This window comes from Microbacterium sp. NPDC087589 (assembly GCF_044743635.1).
In the GTDB taxonomy this organism is placed as follows: Bacteria; Actinomycetota; Actinomycetes; order Actinomycetales; family Microbacteriaceae; genus Microbacterium.
Genome location: NZ_JBIUWV010000007.1, coordinates 190,343 through 206,800 on the forward strand (window position 1 = coordinate 190,343; position 16,458 = coordinate 206,800).

A 16,458-nucleotide genomic window follows, 5' to 3' on the forward strand; every position below is an offset into this window, starting at 1 on the left:
AACCTAAGCGGAGATGTCGACCCGATCGGCCGTGCGGATCACGGTCGCGAATCCGCGCGCGGCGAGGATGCTCTCGGTGCGCTGCATGATCTCGTCGCCCGAGACGGCTGCGAGCCCGTCCTTCGCGGCGATCGCCGAGGTCGTGGTGGCATCCGTCACGAACTCCACCGCGAAGCCCAGGTCGGCTGCCATCCGGGCCGTCGTCTCGCAGCACTGCTCGGTGCGGATGCCGCAGACGACCACGCGCTCGACGCCGAGGCGACGCAGCTGCGCTTCGAGGTCTGTCGACGTGAAGGCGTTGACGGTGGTCTTCGTCACGGCGATCTCGTCGCCCTGCGGATCGAGGTCTGAGATCACCCGGACGAAGCCGCTGGCCGGATCGAACACCCCGCCGCTGCCCGGCTCCGAGTGCGTGACCCAGACGACCTGACCACCGACCGCGCGAGCGTGATCGACCAGCTGCGAGATGTTGTCGACGGCATCAGGGTTGGCGGTGGCCGCCCACTCATCCGGCCGCTGGCGGAAGGATTCCTGGGCGTCGATGACGAGCAGTGCAGTGGCGGTCGAGTCGCGGTTCATCAGATCATCTTCGCGGCCCGGAGCGGCGTCGGCCAGGCCGGGAGCGGTCAATCGTCGCGCGATTCCCGCCGACATCGGCAGTGACGTCGCATCCGACGCCGACGCCGACGCCGACGCCGACGCCGACGCCGACGCCGACGCCGACGCCGACGCCGACGCCGACGCCGACGCCGACGCCGATGTCGGACCGCTCAGGCTCGGCGCCAGAGCGCGACGATCAGCGCGGCGATCACCGTCAGCGCTGCGGCGGAGAGGAACAGCCAGGCGAACCCGCCGGTGAGGGCATCCGCCGATGAGGCGCCGGCCGCTTCGAGCGCGGATGTCCGCAACCCTGCGATCGTTCCGAGCACCGCGAGGCCCACTGCGCCGCCGATCTGCTGACTCGTGTTGACCAGGCCGCCGGCGAGTCCGGCCTCGCCGCCCTCGACTCCTTGGACGGCCAGCTGAGTAGTGGCGACGAAGGCTCCACCGAGGCCGACGCCGATGAGCAGGGTGGGCGCGAGGAGGTGTGCGACGAACACGGCATCGGACGGGGCGAACGCGAGCCAGACGAGTCCGGCGGCGAGCACGAGCAGCGATGCGAGGAGCACCGGCCGTGTGCCGGCGCGGGCGATCAGTGCGGGCACAGCTCCGGCGATCAGCACGAGTGCTCCCGCGAGTGGCAGCTGCGTGAGCCCCGTGGTGAGGGCGTCGTAGCCGAGTGCGGCCTGCATGTAGACCGAGAGAGCGAAGAACAGGGCCACCATCGCGGCACCGGCGAGCAGCATCACGATGTTGCCGAGTGCGAGGTCGCGGTTGCGGAACACCGACAGTGGCAGCAGCGGCTCGGCGCTGTGCCGCTCGACGACGATGAACGCGGCACCGAGCGCGAGGGCGACGGCGAAGAGCGCGATCGGCAGCGGATGAATGAACCCCAGCTGCTCGACCGCACTCAGAGCGCCGACCAGAGCCACGAGTGACGCGGTGATGGTGATCGCGCCGGCAGCGTCCAGGCGGCCGGAGACGCGCACCGTGTCGCGGGTGATGAGAAGCGGGATGGCGATGAGCACGACCGCACCGACCGGGACATTCACGAAGAACACCGACGGCCAGCCGAGAGAACCGGTCAGCACGCCGCCGAGCAGCACGCCGGCCGCGGATCCGATGCCGGCGACGGCGCCCCACACGCCGAGGGCCTTCGTGCGCTCGCGATCGTCGGGGAACAGCACGGTCAGCAGCGCGAGGGCCGAGGGTGCGAGCAGCGCGGCGGACGCGCCCTGCAACGCGCGCGCGGCGAGCAGCATCTCACTCGAGATCGCCAGGCCGGCAAGGGCCGAAGCGATCACGAACCCAGCGGTGCCGATCAGGAAGACCCGGCGGTGGCCGTAGCGATCGGCGAGGCGCCCGCCCAGCAGCAGCAGGCCGCCGAAGGCGAGCACGTAGGCCGTGATGACCCACGAGAGGGCGAGGGTGTCCATGCCGAGCTCCCCGCCGAGCACCGGCAGGGCGATGTTGACGATGGAGGCATCGAGCACGACGAGGAACTGCGCGAGCGCGAGGATGCCGAGGGCGAGCCAGCGGCGTGTGCTGCGCGAGCCGACTACTCGCGTGGGCTGGGTGAGGGCGGTCATGAGAACTCCTTCGTGATGGGTAGAGAGTGATTGAACACTCACTCTTTGGGGCAGAGAAAGAGGCCGATCACTCGGCCTGAATTCAGTCGGGGTGGCGGATGCCGCGGGTGAGCAGCTGGGCCCAGTCCTCGGGTCGTCCGTCGAGTTGCGTGGTGACGATGAGATGGCACAGCTGGCCGAAGGCTATGAAGCGCTGCACCTCGGCATCGCTTCCGCCCGACCGCGTCTTCGCGAAGGTCGTGACCCGGCCGAGCCCTGATCGCAGAGCGGCTCCGATCTCGGGGATGTCCGCGACCGACTGGGCATGCACCTGCAGCATCAGCAGTGTGCGGTCGGAGATCAGCTGCGCATACGCGTCGCCCATCGCCTCGAGGGCGCTGCCGGCGGACTGGTCGGGTGCAGCATCCGCTCCTTCCGCGATCGCGATGAGGATCGCCTCGAAGCAGGCGTCGAGTGCGGCGATGAACAGCGCCTCCTTGCCGGAGTACAGCTTGAAGACGTACGCCGGCGAGATCTTCGCCTCGCGTGCCACATCGGCGACCGTGGTGCCGTGGTAGCCGCCACGTGCGAACTCGCGCAGGGCCGCCGCTGCCACGAGGGGGCGGCGTGCGTCTGCCGTGGAGAGGATCGAGCTGCGCGTGGGAGACATATGAGTGACTGTACACTCACTCATTCGGAACGGCAACCGCGATACTGCGGCATCCCGCCCGTCTGATTCTTCGCGACGAGTTTGTGACGAATGCGCACCCCCGCACGTCTTATCTGTGAGCGACCGACACGCTCCCGGTGAGGCCGGAACGGTCTCGCAGCCGGCATCCGCTTTCAGGTAAGGAATCGACATGGCAAACCAGGACCAGAACACCCCCACCAGCCCCGCCGAGAAGGAGCTGGCCCAGACCGCTGCCGCGCCGAAGTCGGCCGCGTCAGGATCACGGGTCGACCGCTCTTCGACGTTCTCGACGACGCGCATCCCCGCCGACTCGGACGCCGCGGGCAAGACCACCATCGCCGAGGGAGTGGTGGCCAAGGTCGCCGGCATCGCCGCCCGTGAGGTTCCCGGCGTGTTCGCACTCGGCGGCGGCGGAGCACGCGCCTTCGGCGCGATCCGTGACGCGGTCAACGCGACCGACCTCTCGCAGGGCGTCAAGGTCGAGGTCGGCGAGACGCAGGCCGCCGCAGATCTGACGATCGTCGTCGAGTACCCCGCCCCGATCCAGGAGGTCGCGAGCAACGTGCGTGCCGCCGTCGCCGGTGCGATCAGCCGGCTCGTCGGTCTCGAGGTCGTCGAGGTCAACGTCGAGGTCAACGATGTGCACGTGCCCGGCGACGACAGCAACGAGAACGAGGAGTCGCGAGTCTCATGACCCCCACCACCACCGGCGCCCTGATCGGTGCGCTCCTCGCCCTCGCAGCTCTGCTGTTCGGGTTCTGGGGGTTCCTCCTCATGGCCCTGTTCGCAGGCATCGGAGCGATCATCGGGCGGATAGCCTCCGGCAAGCTCGACGTCCGCGGTCTCGCAGACGCGTTCACGGGGCGGCGCACCTCCTGATGCGCATCGACCAGAACCTCGCCACCGGTGGCGGCTCCTCGCGGGTCGCCACCGGAGAGACCACCGTCCCTGGGCGCATCGACGTGAGAGAGCGCGTCTACCGCACGGTCACCGAACAGGCGTCCGCAACCCTGATCGGTGTGCCGCGTGGTGACGTGAAGGTCGATGTCGCCGAACACCCCGGAGGAGTGACGGTGCGCATCGCGACGCCGCTTCCGATCCCCGATCTCGACGACACCGTCGCAATCTCCCAGAGCGTCCCCGTGCTCGACCGGGCCCGTCAGTTGCAGGAGCAGTCGCAGCAGCGTCTGACGGCGATCATCGGCCGGGACGTCACCCGCATCACCCTCACCATCACCGGTGCCACCATCCCAGAGAGGAGACGAGTGCGATGAGCACCCCTGTTCTTCGTCGCGTCGTCCGACGCGAGACGCATTCACCGCGCACCGTCGCGATGTTCGTCGCGGTCATCCTCCTCATCCTCGCTCTCGCCTACATCGGGCTCGAGATCGTGCTGAGCCTCGCGGCGCAGCCCGCGCTCCTGCTCGGACCGGCCGCGGCGGGCGGATGGCTCGTGGGCCTGCCCACCGCACAGCCCGCCGGCCTGGTGATCGCGGGAAGCGTCGTGCTGGCTCTGATCGGGATCGTCTTCGTGGTGCTCGCCCTCACACCGGGGCGTCTGTCGAAGCACACCCTCGAGTCCGGCGACCGCGCCGTCGTCGTCGACAACGGCGTGATCGCCAGCGCTCTCGCCCAGCACCTCTCGGAGGAGACGGGCCTGGCACGCGACAGCATCACCGTGGGGGTCGGCCACCGCAGCGTCGACGTCACCGTGCGTCCGGGTGTCGGCATCCCCCTCGACAAGAACGAGGTGCAGTCGGCCGCCGAGGCCGAGCTGCAGACCTACCGGCTGACACGCAGCGTCCGCACCCGCGTGCGCATCGAGCGTCCGAGCGAGAAGGAAGACGAGCTGTGAACAACACGAATCGTGCGCTGAACCGCACCCTGCTGCTCATCATCGGCCTGCTCTTCCTCGGTCTCGGAGCCCTCGGCATCGCGATCATGAGCTGGCCCACCGCGACCGACATCTGGACGTCGGGCGGCGAGGACGCCCGCTCCTGGCTCGACCAGGCGATCGCCGCCACCGCCATCGCGGGCGGGAGTCTGTCATGGATCGGCATCGGCGCGGTCGTCGCGATCGTCGTCGTGATCGTGCTGCTGGTCCTCGCGCTCACCAGCGTCTCGGGCCGTCGGTCGAAGACGGCTCTCCGCTCGTCAGGAGCGCAGAACCCGCTCGGCCGTGTCACCGTCACCGAGTCGTTCGTATCGGATGCCGTCAAGAACTCGCTCGCCACCCGCGACGAGATCCTCTCGGCGCAGGTCACGGCGAACGACATCCGCACCACGCCGGTGCTGCACGTGTCGGTCACGCCTCGGCAGAACACCGACCCCCGCGAGCTGGTCGACCACGTCGACCGACTGCTCGCCAACCTCGCCACCCTGACCGGCCGCGACACCGAGACGTACGTCTCGATCCACACCGGTCTGCGGGCACGGCTCGCTCACGACCAGCGTCGGCTGTCGTGATGCAGAGACTTATCGTCGGTCGCGCAGAGCAACGACGGTAAGACGACGGGAACCCTCCCGTCGTCACGATCACCCCTCACGAAAGGAGCTCCTCATGGGACTCGATGACAAGATCAAGAACGCCGCCCAGGACATCACCGGCAAGGCGAAGGAAGCGATCGGCAACGCGACCGACAACGACAAGCTCGCCGCCGAAGGCAAGGCCGACCAGGTCAAGGCCGACGCGAAGAAGGCCGGCGAGAACGTCAAGGACGCGTTCAACAAGTAAGACCCCCGGCGCGGGCGGGTGGGGCGGATCACGCTCCCCCCGCCCGTTGCTGTGCGTGGGGCCGGATTCCGTGGCATCCGTCGTTCTCTCCAGACATCCCGTCGCTTCGCCCCTGTCGCTCTCTCGGCCTCGGTGCGTACGGTCGAGTGATGACCGCCGCGACGACGACTTCGACCGGGGCGCGATACCGCGTCGAACTCCCGCGACCGACGGACCCGGTGCCCGCAGCCCTCGATCTGGGCGACGGCGCGGACACCGCTCGACGCATCGAGGTGACCGACCGGTACCTGAGCCGCGACGGCAGCCCCTGGATCCCGGTGATGGGGGAGTACCACTTCGTGCGCGATCGTCGCGAGGTGTGGGAGCGCGAGCTGCGCAAGATGCGCGCGAGCGGCATCGACGTGCTCGCGACATACGTCTTCTGGCTGGCGCACGAAGAGATCGAGGGCGAGTTCCGCTGGGACGGTGACCGCGATCTGCGGGCATTCGTGCAGACGGCTGCCCGGGTGGGGCTCGACGTCGTCGTCCGGATCGGTCCGTGGGCGCACGGCGAGACGCGGAACGGCGGCTTCCCCGACTGGCTGCAGGCTCGCGACATCGCCCACCGCACCGACGACCCCGACTATCTCGAGGTGGTGCGGCGCTGGTACTCGGCGATCGCGGGGCAGGTCGCCGACCTCGTGCATCGGCCCGATGCTCCGGACGCGCCGATCGTCGGCATCCAGATCGAGAACGAGCTGTACGACCAGCCTCAGCACCTGTCGACGCTGCGCACGATCGCCGAGTCGGTCGGACTCGCCGCGGCCCTGTTCACGGCCACGGGGTGGGGCGGCGCGCAGCTGCCACCGGGGCGCTTCCTGCCCGTCTACGCGGGATACGCCGACGGATTCTGGGAGGAGTCCGACACGGGGTGGCCGGAGTTCGGGCGTCAGCACTTCACGTTCAGCGATGTGCGGGACGACCTTTCGGTCGGCGCCGACCTGCGCGCCACCCCGGCCGACGCATCTGTGATCGGCGACCGCGGCACCAGCGACCCCTGGCCCTATGCGACCTGCGAGCTGGGCAGCGGCATGGCGACCGCCTATCACCGGCGACCGCTCGTCGACGCGGAGGATGTCGCGGCGCTCGCGCTGACCAAGCTCGGCAGCGGATCGGCCTGGCAGGGCTACTACATGTTCCACGGCGGACTCCACTTCGAGGGGGCGCTCTCGACCACGCAGGAATCGCAGGCGACCGGGTATCCGAATGACGTCCCGGTGCGCGACTACGACTTCTTCGCGCCGCTCGGGGCCGCAGGCACGCAACGTCGGCATTTCCATCAGCTGCGTCGCCAGCATCTGTTCCTCTCGGCGTTCGGCGACCGGCTCGCGACCTACCCGGCGCGAATCGGGTCGCAGGAGCCCGGCGAGCTGCGCTGGTCGGTGCGAGGCGACAGCGACCGCGGATTCCTGTTCGGGAACAACCATCAACCGGCGCTGGCACCACTCGACGCGGTCGAGGCTGTGCGCTTCGAGATCGTGGGGCCGGATGCCGCCGTGCGGATCCCGAGCGACCCGATCACCGTGCCCGCCGGCTCCTCGTTCTTCTGGCCGATCCGGCAGCCCCTCGGAGGCCTGTCGGCCGTGAGCGCGTCGGCGCAGCCGATCACCGAGATCCGCGTCGGCGACCACGAGGTGGTGTTCCTGGCCGCGAGCGATGGCATCGCGGTCGAGATCCAGCTCGATGCAGGGGAGTCGCCCGTCGTCCGGGGCGCGAGCGCGGCTGTGAACGACGACGGCCGACTCGTTCTCCGGCCCGACTCGGCGCCCGGCCTCGACTGCCGAGTGCAGGTCGACCGCACGATCTTCGTGATCCTCGACAGCGGCACGGCGGATGCCGTCTGGCGCGGCCCCGTGAACGGGATCGACAGCGTGGTGATCTGGCCGCACGGCGGCTGGTTCGACGACACCGATTTCGTGGCAGAGAGGCAGGGCGAAGACGCGGACGTGCTCGTCCTGATCGAGCGCGCCGACGGGGCAGGCGTCGAGTTCCGCCGCCGCATCGTCGAGGGGACCGACGCTCGTCATGGCCTGGAGGCGCCGGTCTTCGAGACCGCGCCGGTGTTCGCGCCGAGGGTCGGTGGACCCGTATCGCGCTTCGCCGCCCCGACGGAGGACGACTTCGTCGACGCCGCGACGGCCGAGATCCGCATCCCGAACGGGATCGGCGCCGACGCCGAACAGATGGTGCTGCAGCTCGATTGGGTCGGCGACGTGCTCCGGCTGCAGATCGGCGAGGAGCTGATCGCCGATCAGTTCTGGTCGGGGCGGCCGCTCGAGGTCGACCTCAGTGGCTGTCGTGACCTGCTGGCCGAGCATCCGATCCGTCTCACGGCTTTTGCCTGGAATCCCGCGACTCGCGTGCACGTCGACCCTCGGGTCAGGCCGGCGGTCATCGATCCCGTGCTGCGGGTGGATGCGGCGGCCCTGCTCCTGCGCCGCTACGCGCGGGTGTCGTGACGCGGACGCGAGTGCGCACGACATCGTGACGCGAGTGTGTGCGACCCCGTGACGGGCGCGCTCAGCCCTTGTGCTGGGCGCGGTAGGCCGTCGGACTCACGTCGTGCACCCGGCGGAACTGGCGCGAGAAGTAGAGCGGATCGGCGTACCCCACCGATGCGGCGATCTCGGCGATCGACAGGCTCGTGGCGTCGAGCAGCGCTCGCGCTCTGCCCATCTTGAGCGAGGTGTGGAACGCTGCCGGCCCGCCGCCGGTCGCCTGACGGAACAGCGCGCTCAGGTGCGAGGGCGAGAGGCCGACGAGGGCGGCGAGATCGGCCACCTGGATGCTGCCGTCGACGCGCGTCTCGAGGTAGCGCATCGCCCGCTCCAGTGGCGAGCCCTCGGCGGGCAGCGTGCTGTCGACCGTGATGCGCGTGAGCAGATTCCAGGCGATCCCCGATGCCGCCAGTAGGTGCGCGGGCGAGATGCGACGCTCGAGCAGCGTGACGAGCTCGTCGAACAGTGCCACCACCCGATCGACCGCGCGCAGCCGCACCACACGGGCGGGGCCCGCCGGCGTCGTCAGCTCTGCCGCATCCGTGCCTCGCACGTGCAGCCACCAGATCGTCCATGGATCGCGGTCGGAGCTGCGGTACTCGTGCGGAGTGCCAGCGGGGATGGCGATGCTCGCGCCGGGGCCGAGCGCGTACTCGTCGTCGTCGAACGCCACCACTCCCGCGCCACCGACGCAGACCAGCACGATCGTCTCGGATGCTCCGTGCGGACGCCGGCGCAGGTGGCCGGCGGCGTGGGGGAAGAGTCCCGCATCGGTGACGGTGAGGCGCCGCGTGACGGGCGCGGCGAGCGCGAGCTCGACCTGGGGACGCGGGACGACACAGAGCCGTTGATCGGCGAAGCCCTCCGCACGGTGCGCGGCGGTGCGGTGCGTTGTTTCGTCCATGTCACCCCTCGTTCTCACCATACCGATAGTCTCGGGGCGCTCCTAGCCTGGAAGAGCGGCCGACGCGGGCCGCCGAGTCCGAGGAGAACCATGACGGTCGATCTTCCCGCGGTGCCGCAGAGCCTGCGCGCCACGCTCGACGACGGCCGACCCGTCGCCTGGCGCGAACCGCTCACCATCGCGACCTACGAGGCCGGGGAGCCGAGCCCGTACCCGATGTTCCTCGACCACCGGGTCTATCAGGGGTCGAGTGGAGCGGTGTATCCGATTCCGTTCATCGAGAGCGTCGACCAGGAGGCGAGCCCGCGCGAGTGGGACGCGATCCACCTCGAGAACGAGTACGTGCGCCTCGTCGTGCTGCCCGAGCTCGGCGGGCGCATCCATGTCGGCTACGACAAGGTCACCGGCTACGACTTCTTCTACCGCAACAACGTCATCAAGCCCGCGCTCGTCGGGCTCGCAGGGCCCTGGATCAGCGGCGGCGTCGAGTTCAACTGGCCGCAGCACCACCGCCCCGCGACCCACCTGCCTGTCGAGACCAGCATCGAGACCGACGCCGACGGCACCGTCACGGTCTGGTGTCACGACCACGACCCGTTCGCCCGCATGTCGGCGCATCACGGCGTGCGCCTGCGACCGGGCAGCTCGGTGGTCGAGCTCGCGGTGCGGCTGCACAACCGCACGAGAGAGCGGCAGAGCTTTCTCTGGTGGGCCAACGTCGCAGCGCGCGTGCACGACGACTATCAGGCGTTCTTCCCCGAAGACGTGCGCTTCGTCGCCGACCACGCCCGCCGCGCGCTCACCTCGTTCCCGGCGGCGGACCGCCCGTACTACGGCGTCGACTACCCCGCGCGCGCCGCCGAGACACCCGGCGCCGATCGTATCGACTGGTACCGCAACATCCCCGTGCCGACGTCGTACATGATCGTCGACTCGAACCAGGACTTCTTCGGAGGGTACGACCATGCGGCGGGAGCGGGATTCGTGCACTGGGCCGAGCATCGCGTCTCTCCCGGCAAGAAGATGTGGACCTGGGGCGATGCGGCCTTCGGCCACGCGTGGGATGCGCAGCTGACCGACGCCGACGGCCCGTACGTCGAGTTGATGGCAGGCGTCTACACCGACAACCAGCCGGACTTCTCGTGGCTTCTGCCGGGCGAGACGAAGACCTTCACGCAGTACTGGTATCCGGTGCCCGCGATCGGAGTGGTGCACCAGGCGACGCCGGACGCCGCGGTGCACATCGACAGCGAGGGCGATGACCTGGTCGTGTCGGTGGCGGCGACCAGCCGCCGCCCGGGCGCGCGGGTGCTGGTCGTGTCGGCCGGTGAGACGATCGCGTCGCTCCCGGTCGACCTCGATCCGGGCGTGCCCGCGGTCGCGCGCACGCGCGGTCACGGTCGTGACGACCTCGAGGTGCGGGTGCTCGACGCCGACGGGCGCGTGCTGGTGCGGTGGGCTCCGGCGGTCGTCGCGTCCGCAGAACCCTGGGTCGCCGAGGAGCCACCCTCTCCGGAGGCCACCGAGTCGGTCGAAGAGCTGTATCTCACCGGTCTGCACCTCAGTCAGTACCGGCATCCGACGCGGTCGCCGATGCTTTACTGGCGCACCGCGCTCCAGCGGGATCCCGGCGATGTCCGCACCAACCTGGCGGTCGCCGATCGGCTCTACAGGCAGGGGCGCTACGAGGAGGCGCTCGCGCACGTGCGCACCGCCGTCGCCCGCCTGACCCGACGCAATGCGAACCCGGCCGACGCCGAGGCGTTCTATCTGCTGGGTCTCGTGCACGCTCGCCTCGGCCGGGTGGTCGAGGCGCAGCAGGCGTTCGGCAAGGCCGGGTGGGACGGCGCCTGGTCTGCGTCCGCCGGGTTCGCGCTCGCCCAGTCCCTCGCGCACCAGGGCCAGGATCGCTCCGCGATGCGCGTGCTCGACGAGCTCGATGCGGTCGCCGCGCACGATCCGCGCCGCATCGCGCTGCGGGCGATCCTCCTCCGTCGCTCCGGACGAGACGCCGACGCTCAGCAGATGCTCGACCATGCGCTCGTCGCCGACCCCCTCGCGGCGACCATCCGGTTCCTGGCCGGGCAGGAGATCTGCGACACCGGCATCCTGCTCGACGTGGCGCTGGAGCTGAGGGACGCCGGTGACACGGCATCCGCCCTGCTGCTGCTCGACCGGGTGCAGTCGGCAGCGGTGACGCCGAGTGGAAGTCTGGGACCGATCGCCCACTATCTCGCGGCGGGGATCCTCGACGCGGAGGGCCGGCCGGGTGAGGCCGCCGCGCACCGGCGCCGGGCCCGCGACGCCGACCACACCTGGGCCTTCCCCTCGGGACTCGACGCGCTCGACGCGCTCACCCTCGCGGTCGCCGCCGACCCCGACGATGCCACCGCCCGGATGCTGCGCGGGACCCTGCTCTACGCCGTCGGCAGACGCGTCGAGGCCGCGTCCGAGTGGAACGCGGCGATCGAGTCGGGCCTACGGCATCCCGTGTTACTGCGCGATGCGGCGCTCGCCGCCTACTCCGTGACGCACGACGACGATCGTGCCTGGGCCCTGTACGGGCAGGCGGTCGCCGCTGCGCCCGGCGACGCACGACTGCGATACGAACAGGACCAGCTGGCCCTGCGGCTGGGGCACGACGACGCCTCGAGATATGAGCGGCTGCGCCCGATCGAACCCCTCGTCCTGACCCGCGACGACTTCGCGATCGCCTATGTGCGGCTGCTGCTGGCCGTCGGCGAGGCCACGCGGGCGTATGCGATCCTCACCGGGCGCGAGTTCCGGCCGTGGGAGGGTGGCGAAGGCGAGGCGCTCGCCGCGTGGGATGCGACTCTGGTGGCGCTCGACCTGCCGATGGCCGATCCGCCGCCGAGCCTCGGCGAGGCGCGCAGCCCGTTCACGCCGCCCGCGGCACGCCACGAGTCGGGTGAGACGGACTACTTTGCGACGAGCCTGCCCGAACTGCTGCTGTTCACCCGGGGGACCGATGACGACTGACGAGGGAGCCGCGCGATGACCGAACGCTATCTGGGCACCGGACACGATTCGGATGCCGGGCGCCCGGTGCCGCTCGGCGTGCCCGCGCATCTGCCCGCGCGGCTGGCGATCACACTCTGGGACTTCTCCTGGTACACGAGGGCCGGGGAGGGGGAGCCCTACGACGACCTCGATCGCGCCTGCGCCGATGCCGCGGATCTCGGCTACAACTGCATCCGGATCTGCGCCGCGCCGCTGCTGCTGTTCGGCCACCCCGAGCTGTCGGGACTCGCGCGGGACCTCGAGATCGAGGGCCTAGGCGCCGCGCCCGACGGCGGGTACTACGGCCGAGGCACGCGCTGGTACGACGTGCCCGGCGGGTATCGGATCGACGTGCTCGAGCGTCTGCATCAGCTGCTCGAGGCGGCGAAGCGCCACGGACTCGTCGTCATCCTCGCCAGCTGGGAGTATCAGCAGTCGACGAGCTTCGCGCTGTCGTCGAGATGGTTCGAGGCGATCGACGCCGTGCCCCTCGCCGAGCGGTACGACCACTTGGCCGCCGCCTGGGGTCGGCTCATCGACTGGGTCACCGACCTCGGACTCCGCTCGCAGGTCGCGATGGTCGAGTTGCACAACGAGGTGGACTTCTCGATCCTCCCCGCGCTCGCCGGGTCGGGCGAGCGGGCGCTGTGGGCGCTGCGCAGCCGGCATCCTGATCTCCTGATCACTGCGAGCTACGGCAAGCCGCCTCACCTGGCGATGCACCAGGTGTCGGATGCCCTCGGCGCCGCGCAGTTCCACGTCTACAGCTACGGCGTGCTCGATGCGCTGCAGCAGCTCATCGACATCCGCTCCGAGCAGTCGGAGGGATTCCCGAACGCGATGCTGCGCTCGCTGCTGGTCGACGGTGCGCCCACCCCGGTCGAGTACGGCCGTCCCGCCGAGTGGAAGCTGCGGGCCACGGTCGTCACCGACCAGATGATCTACGGCTATGACTGGGTGGATCCTGGGCTGTGGGACGCGTGGCTCGATGAGCATTCCGGGCCGTATCGCCTGATGATGCGTCGAGAGATCGAGTCGCGGGTCGCGGCGGTGGCGGCCTGGGCGCACTGGAAGAAGGTGCCCGCCGTGGTCGGCGAGGGCTGGCTCGGCTACACGCCCCTGAACGCCTGGTACGAAGAGAGCGAGCACGGGCTCGAGTTCGCCGAATGCGGAGTGGATGCCGCGCTGCGCGCCGGAGTCTGGGGAGTCGTGCTGTGCTCGAATGCGGCACCGCATCATCCGATGTGGCAGCTGAGCGAGTGGCAGCGGAGCATGAACGAGAGGGTGCTCGCGAGCGGGGCATGACGCGCAGGTCGGCATCGCCGTCGCGGATGACCAGCCACCACCGTCGCTGCGCAGGACTCGCATCGGTGAAGTGCAGTGCGATCACCGTTCGCGCGTCGGGGACGCTCTGGTCATCGATGTTTCGGTGCATGTCCCAGAGCAGCAGCTTGGGGTCGAGATCGGCGTCGCCGAGCTCGCCGATCCATCGCACGCCCCATGCCGAGAGATGCTCGACCACCGGGCGCAACTCGGCACCCACCTGGGTGAGCACGTAGCGGACTTCGGCGCCCTGGGTGAGAAGCACCTCGACGGAGGCGCGATGCCGTGGGAGTACCTGCTGGTGACGGCGCGGGTGGTCTGACGGCCTCTACCGCCCGCGACCTCCGCGGTTCGAGGACGCCCGGGGGATGAGCGTGGGCAGGATGCGTCGGATCGCGTTCTGCGCCGGGTCTGCGAGCAGGGACTCGGATCAGAGGGCCGACCGGGATCGCCGGTCGGCCCGTCTGTCGTTTGTCAGCTGATCGCGGCGCGCAGCGCGGCGGCGGCGTCACCGACGTTGTCGGCGCTGTAGATCGCGCTGCCGGCGACGGCGACCTGTGCGCCGGACGCCTGCACTGCGGCGATGCTCGACGCGTTCACGCCACCGGCCACCGAGAACGCGACGCCGGACGCGGTGCCGTCGGTGAGCAGGCTGTCGAGCGAGTAGCCGTCCTGAGCCTGCTCGTCGAGACCGGCGTGCATCTCGACGAACTCTGCGCCGAGGCCGATGACCTGCTGGGCGCGGGCGGGCTTGTCGGCCACGCCGATCAGGTCGACGACGATGCCCTTGCCGTGCTTCTTCGCCGCCTTCACTGCGCCCGTGATCGTGCTGTCGTCGGCCACTCCCAGCACCGTCACGAGATCCGCTCCGGCGCCGAAGGCGATGTCGGCCTCGAGCTCCCCGGCATCCATGGTCTTGAGATCGGCGAAGATCACCTTGTCGGGGTGGGCTTCTTTGAGGGCGGTGATCGCCGAGAGGCCCTCGCTCTTGATCAGCGGGGTACCGAGCTCGAGGATGTCGACGTGCGCGGCCGCGGCGGAGGCCAGCTCCAGGGCCTTCTCGGTGCTGAGAGTGTCGATGGCGAACTGCAGTTTCATGGGTGTTCCGTTCGTTCTGCGGGGTGGATGGTGGGGCGGCAGCCGCTCATTCGAGGTTCGCGTGACGGGGCCACAGATCGTCGGCGCTGGTGCCCTCGCGCTGCCAGAGTGCGTGGAAGATCCCGTCGCCGATGACGACGACCGCCTGCTCGAACAGGCTCCCGGCGTACTGCTGCGAGGCATCGGCCGAGCGGTCGAGCTTCTGGGCGGCAGGCACCCGCACGACGACGTCAGCGAGCTCGGACAGCGGCGAGGTCTCGGCAGTGGTGATGGCGCCGATGCGCGCGCCGATCGCCGATGCGCGCTCCGCGGCGCGGACGATCGACTCGGTCGTCCCTGAACCGCTCGCGGTGAGCAGCAGGTCGCCGGCCGCGATCGCCGGGGTGGTGGTGTCGCCCACGACGTGCACGTCGAGCCCGAGGTGCATGAGGCGCATCGCTGTCATTCGCAGCGCGAGGCCTGAGCGTCCGGCTCCGAGCACGAAGACGCGGCGGGAATCGTCGACGAGATCTGCCAGATCGATGAGCTGATGCGCGTTCGCGACGCTGGTGCGCTCTGCGACGCGCAGCAGTTCGTTCGCGATGAGCGAGATGGCGGCGCCGGGCGACATGGTGGCGGTGAGGGGCATGAGTCCACACTTGCGGGCTTCTGCCCGCGGGGCGCTCCTGCCTCGGGACCGTTCCACCTATCCGAAAGGATGGGGCGGCTAGGGTAGGTGTCCATGAGCACTGAAGAGCATGCAGCGCAGGCGGCCTCACGTCGACTGGCCGCAGACCATGCGCTTGCTCTCGCCGAGCAGCGCGACCGCTACGCCCTCACCCTCGAATCGCTGCTCGCGACGCTGCGCTCGCAAAGGCTCGACGATCGGGCGGCTCGCACGATCGCGGTCGATGTCGCGGCCGGCGCCCTGGTCGGACTCCGAACGCTCAACGACGAGCAGGGAGCAGGACTCGAGCCGGTGACGGGCGCCTTCGAGCGTCTGCGCGGCGACCTGCGCCCGCTCGTGCGCTACAGCGAACTCGACGTGCAGTTCGTCGAGCCGCCGGCCAATGGACGGGCGCTCCCCGGGGTGATCGCACACTCGGCGCGGTCGATCGTCCGAAGCACCGTACTGGCGATCGTCGACCGCGGAGAGACGAGACGCGTGCGCATCCAATGGGATTGCGACGGACTGAACCTGCTGATCGCGATCCGCGATGACGGTCGGGGAGATCTGACGACGCATGACGATGCGCTGCGCCCGATCGCCGAGCAGGTCTCGGCACTGTCAGGCGACCTGTCGGTTGCATCGACGCCCGGATGGGGGTCGGAGGTCGGCATCCGCCTGCCTCTCGATCCGCCCGCCGAACCCGGCGAACTGCCGGACGCGATCGACGCGAGTCCCCGTGAGCGCGACGTTCTTCGTCTGGTGGCCGCGGGGCGTCGCAACCGCGAGATCGCCGAGACGCTCAACGTGAGCGAGAACACGGTCAAGTTCCACGTGTCGAACCTGCTGCGCAAGTCCGGAGTCGTGTCGCGCGTCGAACTGGCCGCCATCGCTCGTGGCTGACCACCCGGACGAGTAGGGGCGGGGCTGGTCGAAAGGATTGGGCGGAGGTCGTCGTGCCGCCACAGCCTCTTGACTCCCGCGCTCAGCGATCTAGCCTGACAGTCATGTGCCGCAACATCATCCCGCTGAACAATCTCGAGCCGCCGGCGACCGACGTCGAGTGCCACGAGGCCGCCGTGCAGTTCGTGCGCAAGATCTCGGGCGCGAACGCACCGTCGCGGGCGAACCAGGATGTCTTCGACCGGGCTGTCGCCGAGATCGAGCGCTCCGTTCGGCAGCTGCTCGACGGTCTCGTGACGACCGCACCTCCGAAGAACCGCGACGAGCAGCGCGAGAAGCGACAGGCGCGCTCGGCCGAGAGATACGAGGCCATCCGGGTCTTCCAGCAGGCGAAGCGCGCCGCGCGGGCAGAATGACGGATCGGGGAGCGATC

17 protein-coding genes and 1 pseudogene are annotated in these 16,458 nt (G+C 69.8%); 11 read left to right on the forward strand and 7 right to left on the reverse strand.

Annotated features, from left to right (window positions below):
- Window positions 1–3: 3 nt before the first annotated feature.
- The 3 genes from ACIOU8_RS15245 to ACIOU8_RS15255 all read right to left on the reverse strand — a co-directional run bounded on the left by ACIOU8_RS15245 (window position 4) and on the right by ACIOU8_RS15255 (window position 2,838).
- On the reverse strand, window positions 4–579 hold the full coding sequence (locus ACIOU8_RS15245) for an isochorismatase family protein (protein ID WP_400791183.1): 576 nt from the start codon (window positions 577–579) through the stop codon (window positions 4–6).
- Between the two features lie 191 nt (window positions 580–770).
- A complete protein-coding gene (locus ACIOU8_RS15250) occupies window positions 771–2,189 on the reverse strand; it encodes a DHA2 family efflux MFS transporter permease subunit (RefSeq protein ID WP_400791185.1) in 1,419 nt (472 codons plus the stop codon).
- Between the two features lie 82 nt (window positions 2,190–2,271).
- The gene (locus tag ACIOU8_RS15255) at window positions 2,272–2,838 is read right to left on the reverse strand and encodes a TetR/AcrR family transcriptional regulator (protein ID WP_400791187.1); all 567 of its coding nucleotides are present in this window, start codon (window positions 2,836–2,838) and stop codon (window positions 2,272–2,274) included.
- A gap of 190 nt (window positions 2,839–3,028) precedes the next feature.
- On the opposite strand from ACIOU8_RS15255, the gene ACIOU8_RS15260 reads away from it, so the two are divergent.
- The 7 genes from ACIOU8_RS15260 to ACIOU8_RS15290 all read left to right on the forward strand — a co-directional run bounded on the left by ACIOU8_RS15260 (window position 3,029) and on the right by ACIOU8_RS15290 (window position 8,091).
- On the forward strand, window positions 3,029–3,553 hold the full coding sequence (locus tag ACIOU8_RS15260; RefSeq protein WP_400791190.1) for an Asp23/Gls24 family envelope stress response protein: 525 nt from the start codon (window positions 3,029–3,031) through the stop codon (window positions 3,551–3,553).
- Window positions 3,550–3,738, forward strand: coding sequence for a DUF2273 domain-containing protein (locus tag ACIOU8_RS15265; protein ID WP_140038388.1), 189 nt, complete (start codon window positions 3,550–3,552; stop codon window positions 3,736–3,738). Before ACIOU8_RS15260 ends, ACIOU8_RS15265 begins: the two co-directional genes overlap by 4 nt.
- A complete protein-coding gene (locus ACIOU8_RS15270; protein WP_400791193.1) occupies window positions 3,738–4,133 on the forward strand; it encodes a hypothetical protein in 396 nt (131 codons plus the stop codon). Before ACIOU8_RS15265 ends, ACIOU8_RS15270 begins: the two co-directional genes overlap by 1 nt.
- A complete protein-coding gene (locus ACIOU8_RS15275) occupies window positions 4,130–4,714 on the forward strand; it encodes a DUF6286 domain-containing protein (protein WP_400791196.1) in 585 nt (194 codons plus the stop codon). Before ACIOU8_RS15270 ends, ACIOU8_RS15275 begins: the two co-directional genes overlap by 4 nt.
- Entirely contained in the window at window positions 4,711–5,325 is a 615-nt protein-coding gene (locus ACIOU8_RS15280; RefSeq protein ID WP_400791199.1) for a hypothetical protein, read from the forward strand. Before ACIOU8_RS15275 ends, ACIOU8_RS15280 begins: the two co-directional genes overlap by 4 nt.
- 94 nt (window positions 5,326–5,419) lie before the next feature.
- Entirely contained in the window at window positions 5,420–5,593 is a 174-nt protein-coding gene (locus ACIOU8_RS15285) for a CsbD family protein (RefSeq protein WP_400791202.1), read from the forward strand.
- Window positions 5,594–5,742: 149 nt separating this feature from the next.
- Complete coding sequence (locus ACIOU8_RS15290; protein ID WP_400791204.1) at window positions 5,743–8,091, forward strand: beta-galactosidase; 2,349 nt, start codon at window positions 5,743–5,745, stop codon at window positions 8,089–8,091.
- 61 nt (window positions 8,092–8,152) lie between these two features.
- On the opposite strand, the gene ACIOU8_RS15295 is transcribed toward ACIOU8_RS15290, so the two are convergent.
- Window positions 8,153–9,034 carry a helix-turn-helix domain-containing protein gene (locus tag ACIOU8_RS15295; protein ID WP_400791206.1) on the reverse strand — a complete coding sequence of 294 codons (882 nt, stop codon included), beginning with the start codon at window positions 9,032–9,034 and terminating at the stop codon, window positions 8,153–8,155.
- 90 nt (window positions 9,035–9,124) lie between these two features.
- On the opposite strand from ACIOU8_RS15295, the gene ACIOU8_RS15300 reads away from it, so the two are divergent.
- Together ACIOU8_RS15300 and ACIOU8_RS15305 are read left to right on the forward strand one after the other, a co-directional pair.
- Window positions 9,125–12,034, forward strand: coding sequence for a DUF5107 domain-containing protein (locus ACIOU8_RS15300; protein ID WP_400791209.1), 2,910 nt, complete (start codon window positions 9,125–9,127; stop codon window positions 12,032–12,034).
- A gap of 15 nt (window positions 12,035–12,049) precedes the next feature.
- Entirely contained in the window at window positions 12,050–13,360 is a 1,311-nt protein-coding gene (locus ACIOU8_RS15305; RefSeq protein WP_400791212.1) for a cellulase-like family protein, read from the forward strand.
- Window positions 13,361–13,586: 226 nt separating this feature from the next.
- Here the strand turns inward: ACIOU8_RS15305 and ACIOU8_RS15310 are convergent.
- From ACIOU8_RS15310 to hxlB, 3 genes and pseudogenes are all read right to left on the reverse strand, one after another.
- Window positions 13,587–13,643, reverse strand: a pseudogene (locus ACIOU8_RS15310) (hypothetical protein); the annotation flags it as partial.
- A gap of 209 nt (window positions 13,644–13,852) precedes the next feature.
- A complete protein-coding gene (gene hxlA, locus ACIOU8_RS15315) occupies window positions 13,853–14,476 on the reverse strand; it encodes a 3-hexulose-6-phosphate synthase (RefSeq protein WP_400791214.1) in 624 nt (207 codons plus the stop codon).
- Window positions 14,477–14,522: 46 nt separating this feature from the next.
- Complete coding sequence (gene hxlB, locus ACIOU8_RS15320) at window positions 14,523–15,104, reverse strand: 6-phospho-3-hexuloisomerase (RefSeq protein WP_290162908.1); 582 nt, start codon at window positions 15,102–15,104, stop codon at window positions 14,523–14,525.
- Window positions 15,105–15,197: 93 nt separating this feature from the next.
- Here hxlB and ACIOU8_RS15325 point away from each other — a divergent pair, with 93 nt between their 5' ends.
- Window positions 15,198–16,025 carry a LuxR C-terminal-related transcriptional regulator gene (locus ACIOU8_RS15325; protein ID WP_290162910.1) on the forward strand — a complete coding sequence of 276 codons (828 nt, stop codon included), beginning with the start codon at window positions 15,198–15,200 and terminating at the stop codon, window positions 16,023–16,025.
- A gap of 104 nt (window positions 16,026–16,129) precedes the next feature.
- The gene (locus ACIOU8_RS15330) at window positions 16,130–16,441 is read left to right on the forward strand and encodes a DUF2277 domain-containing protein (RefSeq protein ID WP_400791219.1); all 312 of its coding nucleotides are present in this window, start codon (window positions 16,130–16,132) and stop codon (window positions 16,439–16,441) included.
- The last annotated feature ends 17 nt before the right edge of the window (window positions 16,442–16,458 follow it).

What these genes read in the sequence shown, in the direction of transcription:
- ACIOU8_RS15245 (WP_400791183.1), bottom strand. Translation starts at nt 579, where the DNA reads ATGAACCGCGACTCGACCGCCACTGCACTGCTCGTCATCGACGCCCAG.
- ACIOU8_RS15250 (WP_400791185.1), bottom strand. Translation starts at nt 2,189, where the DNA reads ATGACCGCCCTCACCCAGCCCACGCGAGTAGTCGGCTCGCGCAGCACA.
- ACIOU8_RS15255 (WP_400791187.1), bottom strand. Translation starts at nt 2,838, where the DNA reads ATGTCTCCCACGCGCAGCTCGATCCTCTCCACGGCAGACGCACGCCGC.
- ACIOU8_RS15260 (WP_400791190.1), top strand. Translation starts at nt 3,029, where the DNA reads ATGGCAAACCAGGACCAGAACACCCCCACCAGCCCCGCCGAGAAGGAG.
- ACIOU8_RS15265 (WP_140038388.1), top strand. Translation starts at nt 3,550, where the DNA reads ATGACCCCCACCACCACCGGCGCCCTGATCGGTGCGCTCCTCGCCCTC.
- ACIOU8_RS15270 (WP_400791193.1), top strand. Translation starts at nt 3,738, where the DNA reads ATGCGCATCGACCAGAACCTCGCCACCGGTGGCGGCTCCTCGCGGGTC.
- ACIOU8_RS15275 (WP_400791196.1), top strand. Translation starts at nt 4,130, where the DNA reads ATGAGCACCCCTGTTCTTCGTCGCGTCGTCCGACGCGAGACGCATTCA.
- ACIOU8_RS15285 (WP_400791202.1), top strand. Translation starts at nt 5,420, where the DNA reads ATGGGACTCGATGACAAGATCAAGAACGCCGCCCAGGACATCACCGGC.
- ACIOU8_RS15290 (WP_400791204.1), top strand. Translation starts at nt 5,743, where the DNA reads ATGACCGCCGCGACGACGACTTCGACCGGGGCGCGATACCGCGTCGAA.
- ACIOU8_RS15295 (WP_400791206.1), bottom strand. Translation starts at nt 9,034, where the DNA reads ATGGACGAAACAACGCACCGCACCGCCGCGCACCGTGCGGAGGGCTTC.
- ACIOU8_RS15300 (WP_400791209.1), top strand. Translation starts at nt 9,125, where the DNA reads ATGACGGTCGATCTTCCCGCGGTGCCGCAGAGCCTGCGCGCCACGCTC.
- ACIOU8_RS15305 (WP_400791212.1), top strand. Translation starts at nt 12,050, where the DNA reads ATGACCGAACGCTATCTGGGCACCGGACACGATTCGGATGCCGGGCGC.
- hxlA (WP_400791214.1), bottom strand. Translation starts at nt 14,476, where the DNA reads ATGAAACTGCAGTTCGCCATCGACACTCTCAGCACCGAGAAGGCCCTG.
- hxlB (WP_290162908.1), bottom strand. Translation starts at nt 15,104, where the DNA reads ATGCCCCTCACCGCCACCATGTCGCCCGGCGCCGCCATCTCGCTCATC.
- ACIOU8_RS15325 (WP_290162910.1), top strand. Translation starts at nt 15,198, where the DNA reads ATGAGCACTGAAGAGCATGCAGCGCAGGCGGCCTCACGTCGACTGGCC.
- ACIOU8_RS15330 (WP_400791219.1), top strand. Translation starts at nt 16,130, where the DNA reads ATGTGCCGCAACATCATCCCGCTGAACAATCTCGAGCCGCCGGCGACC.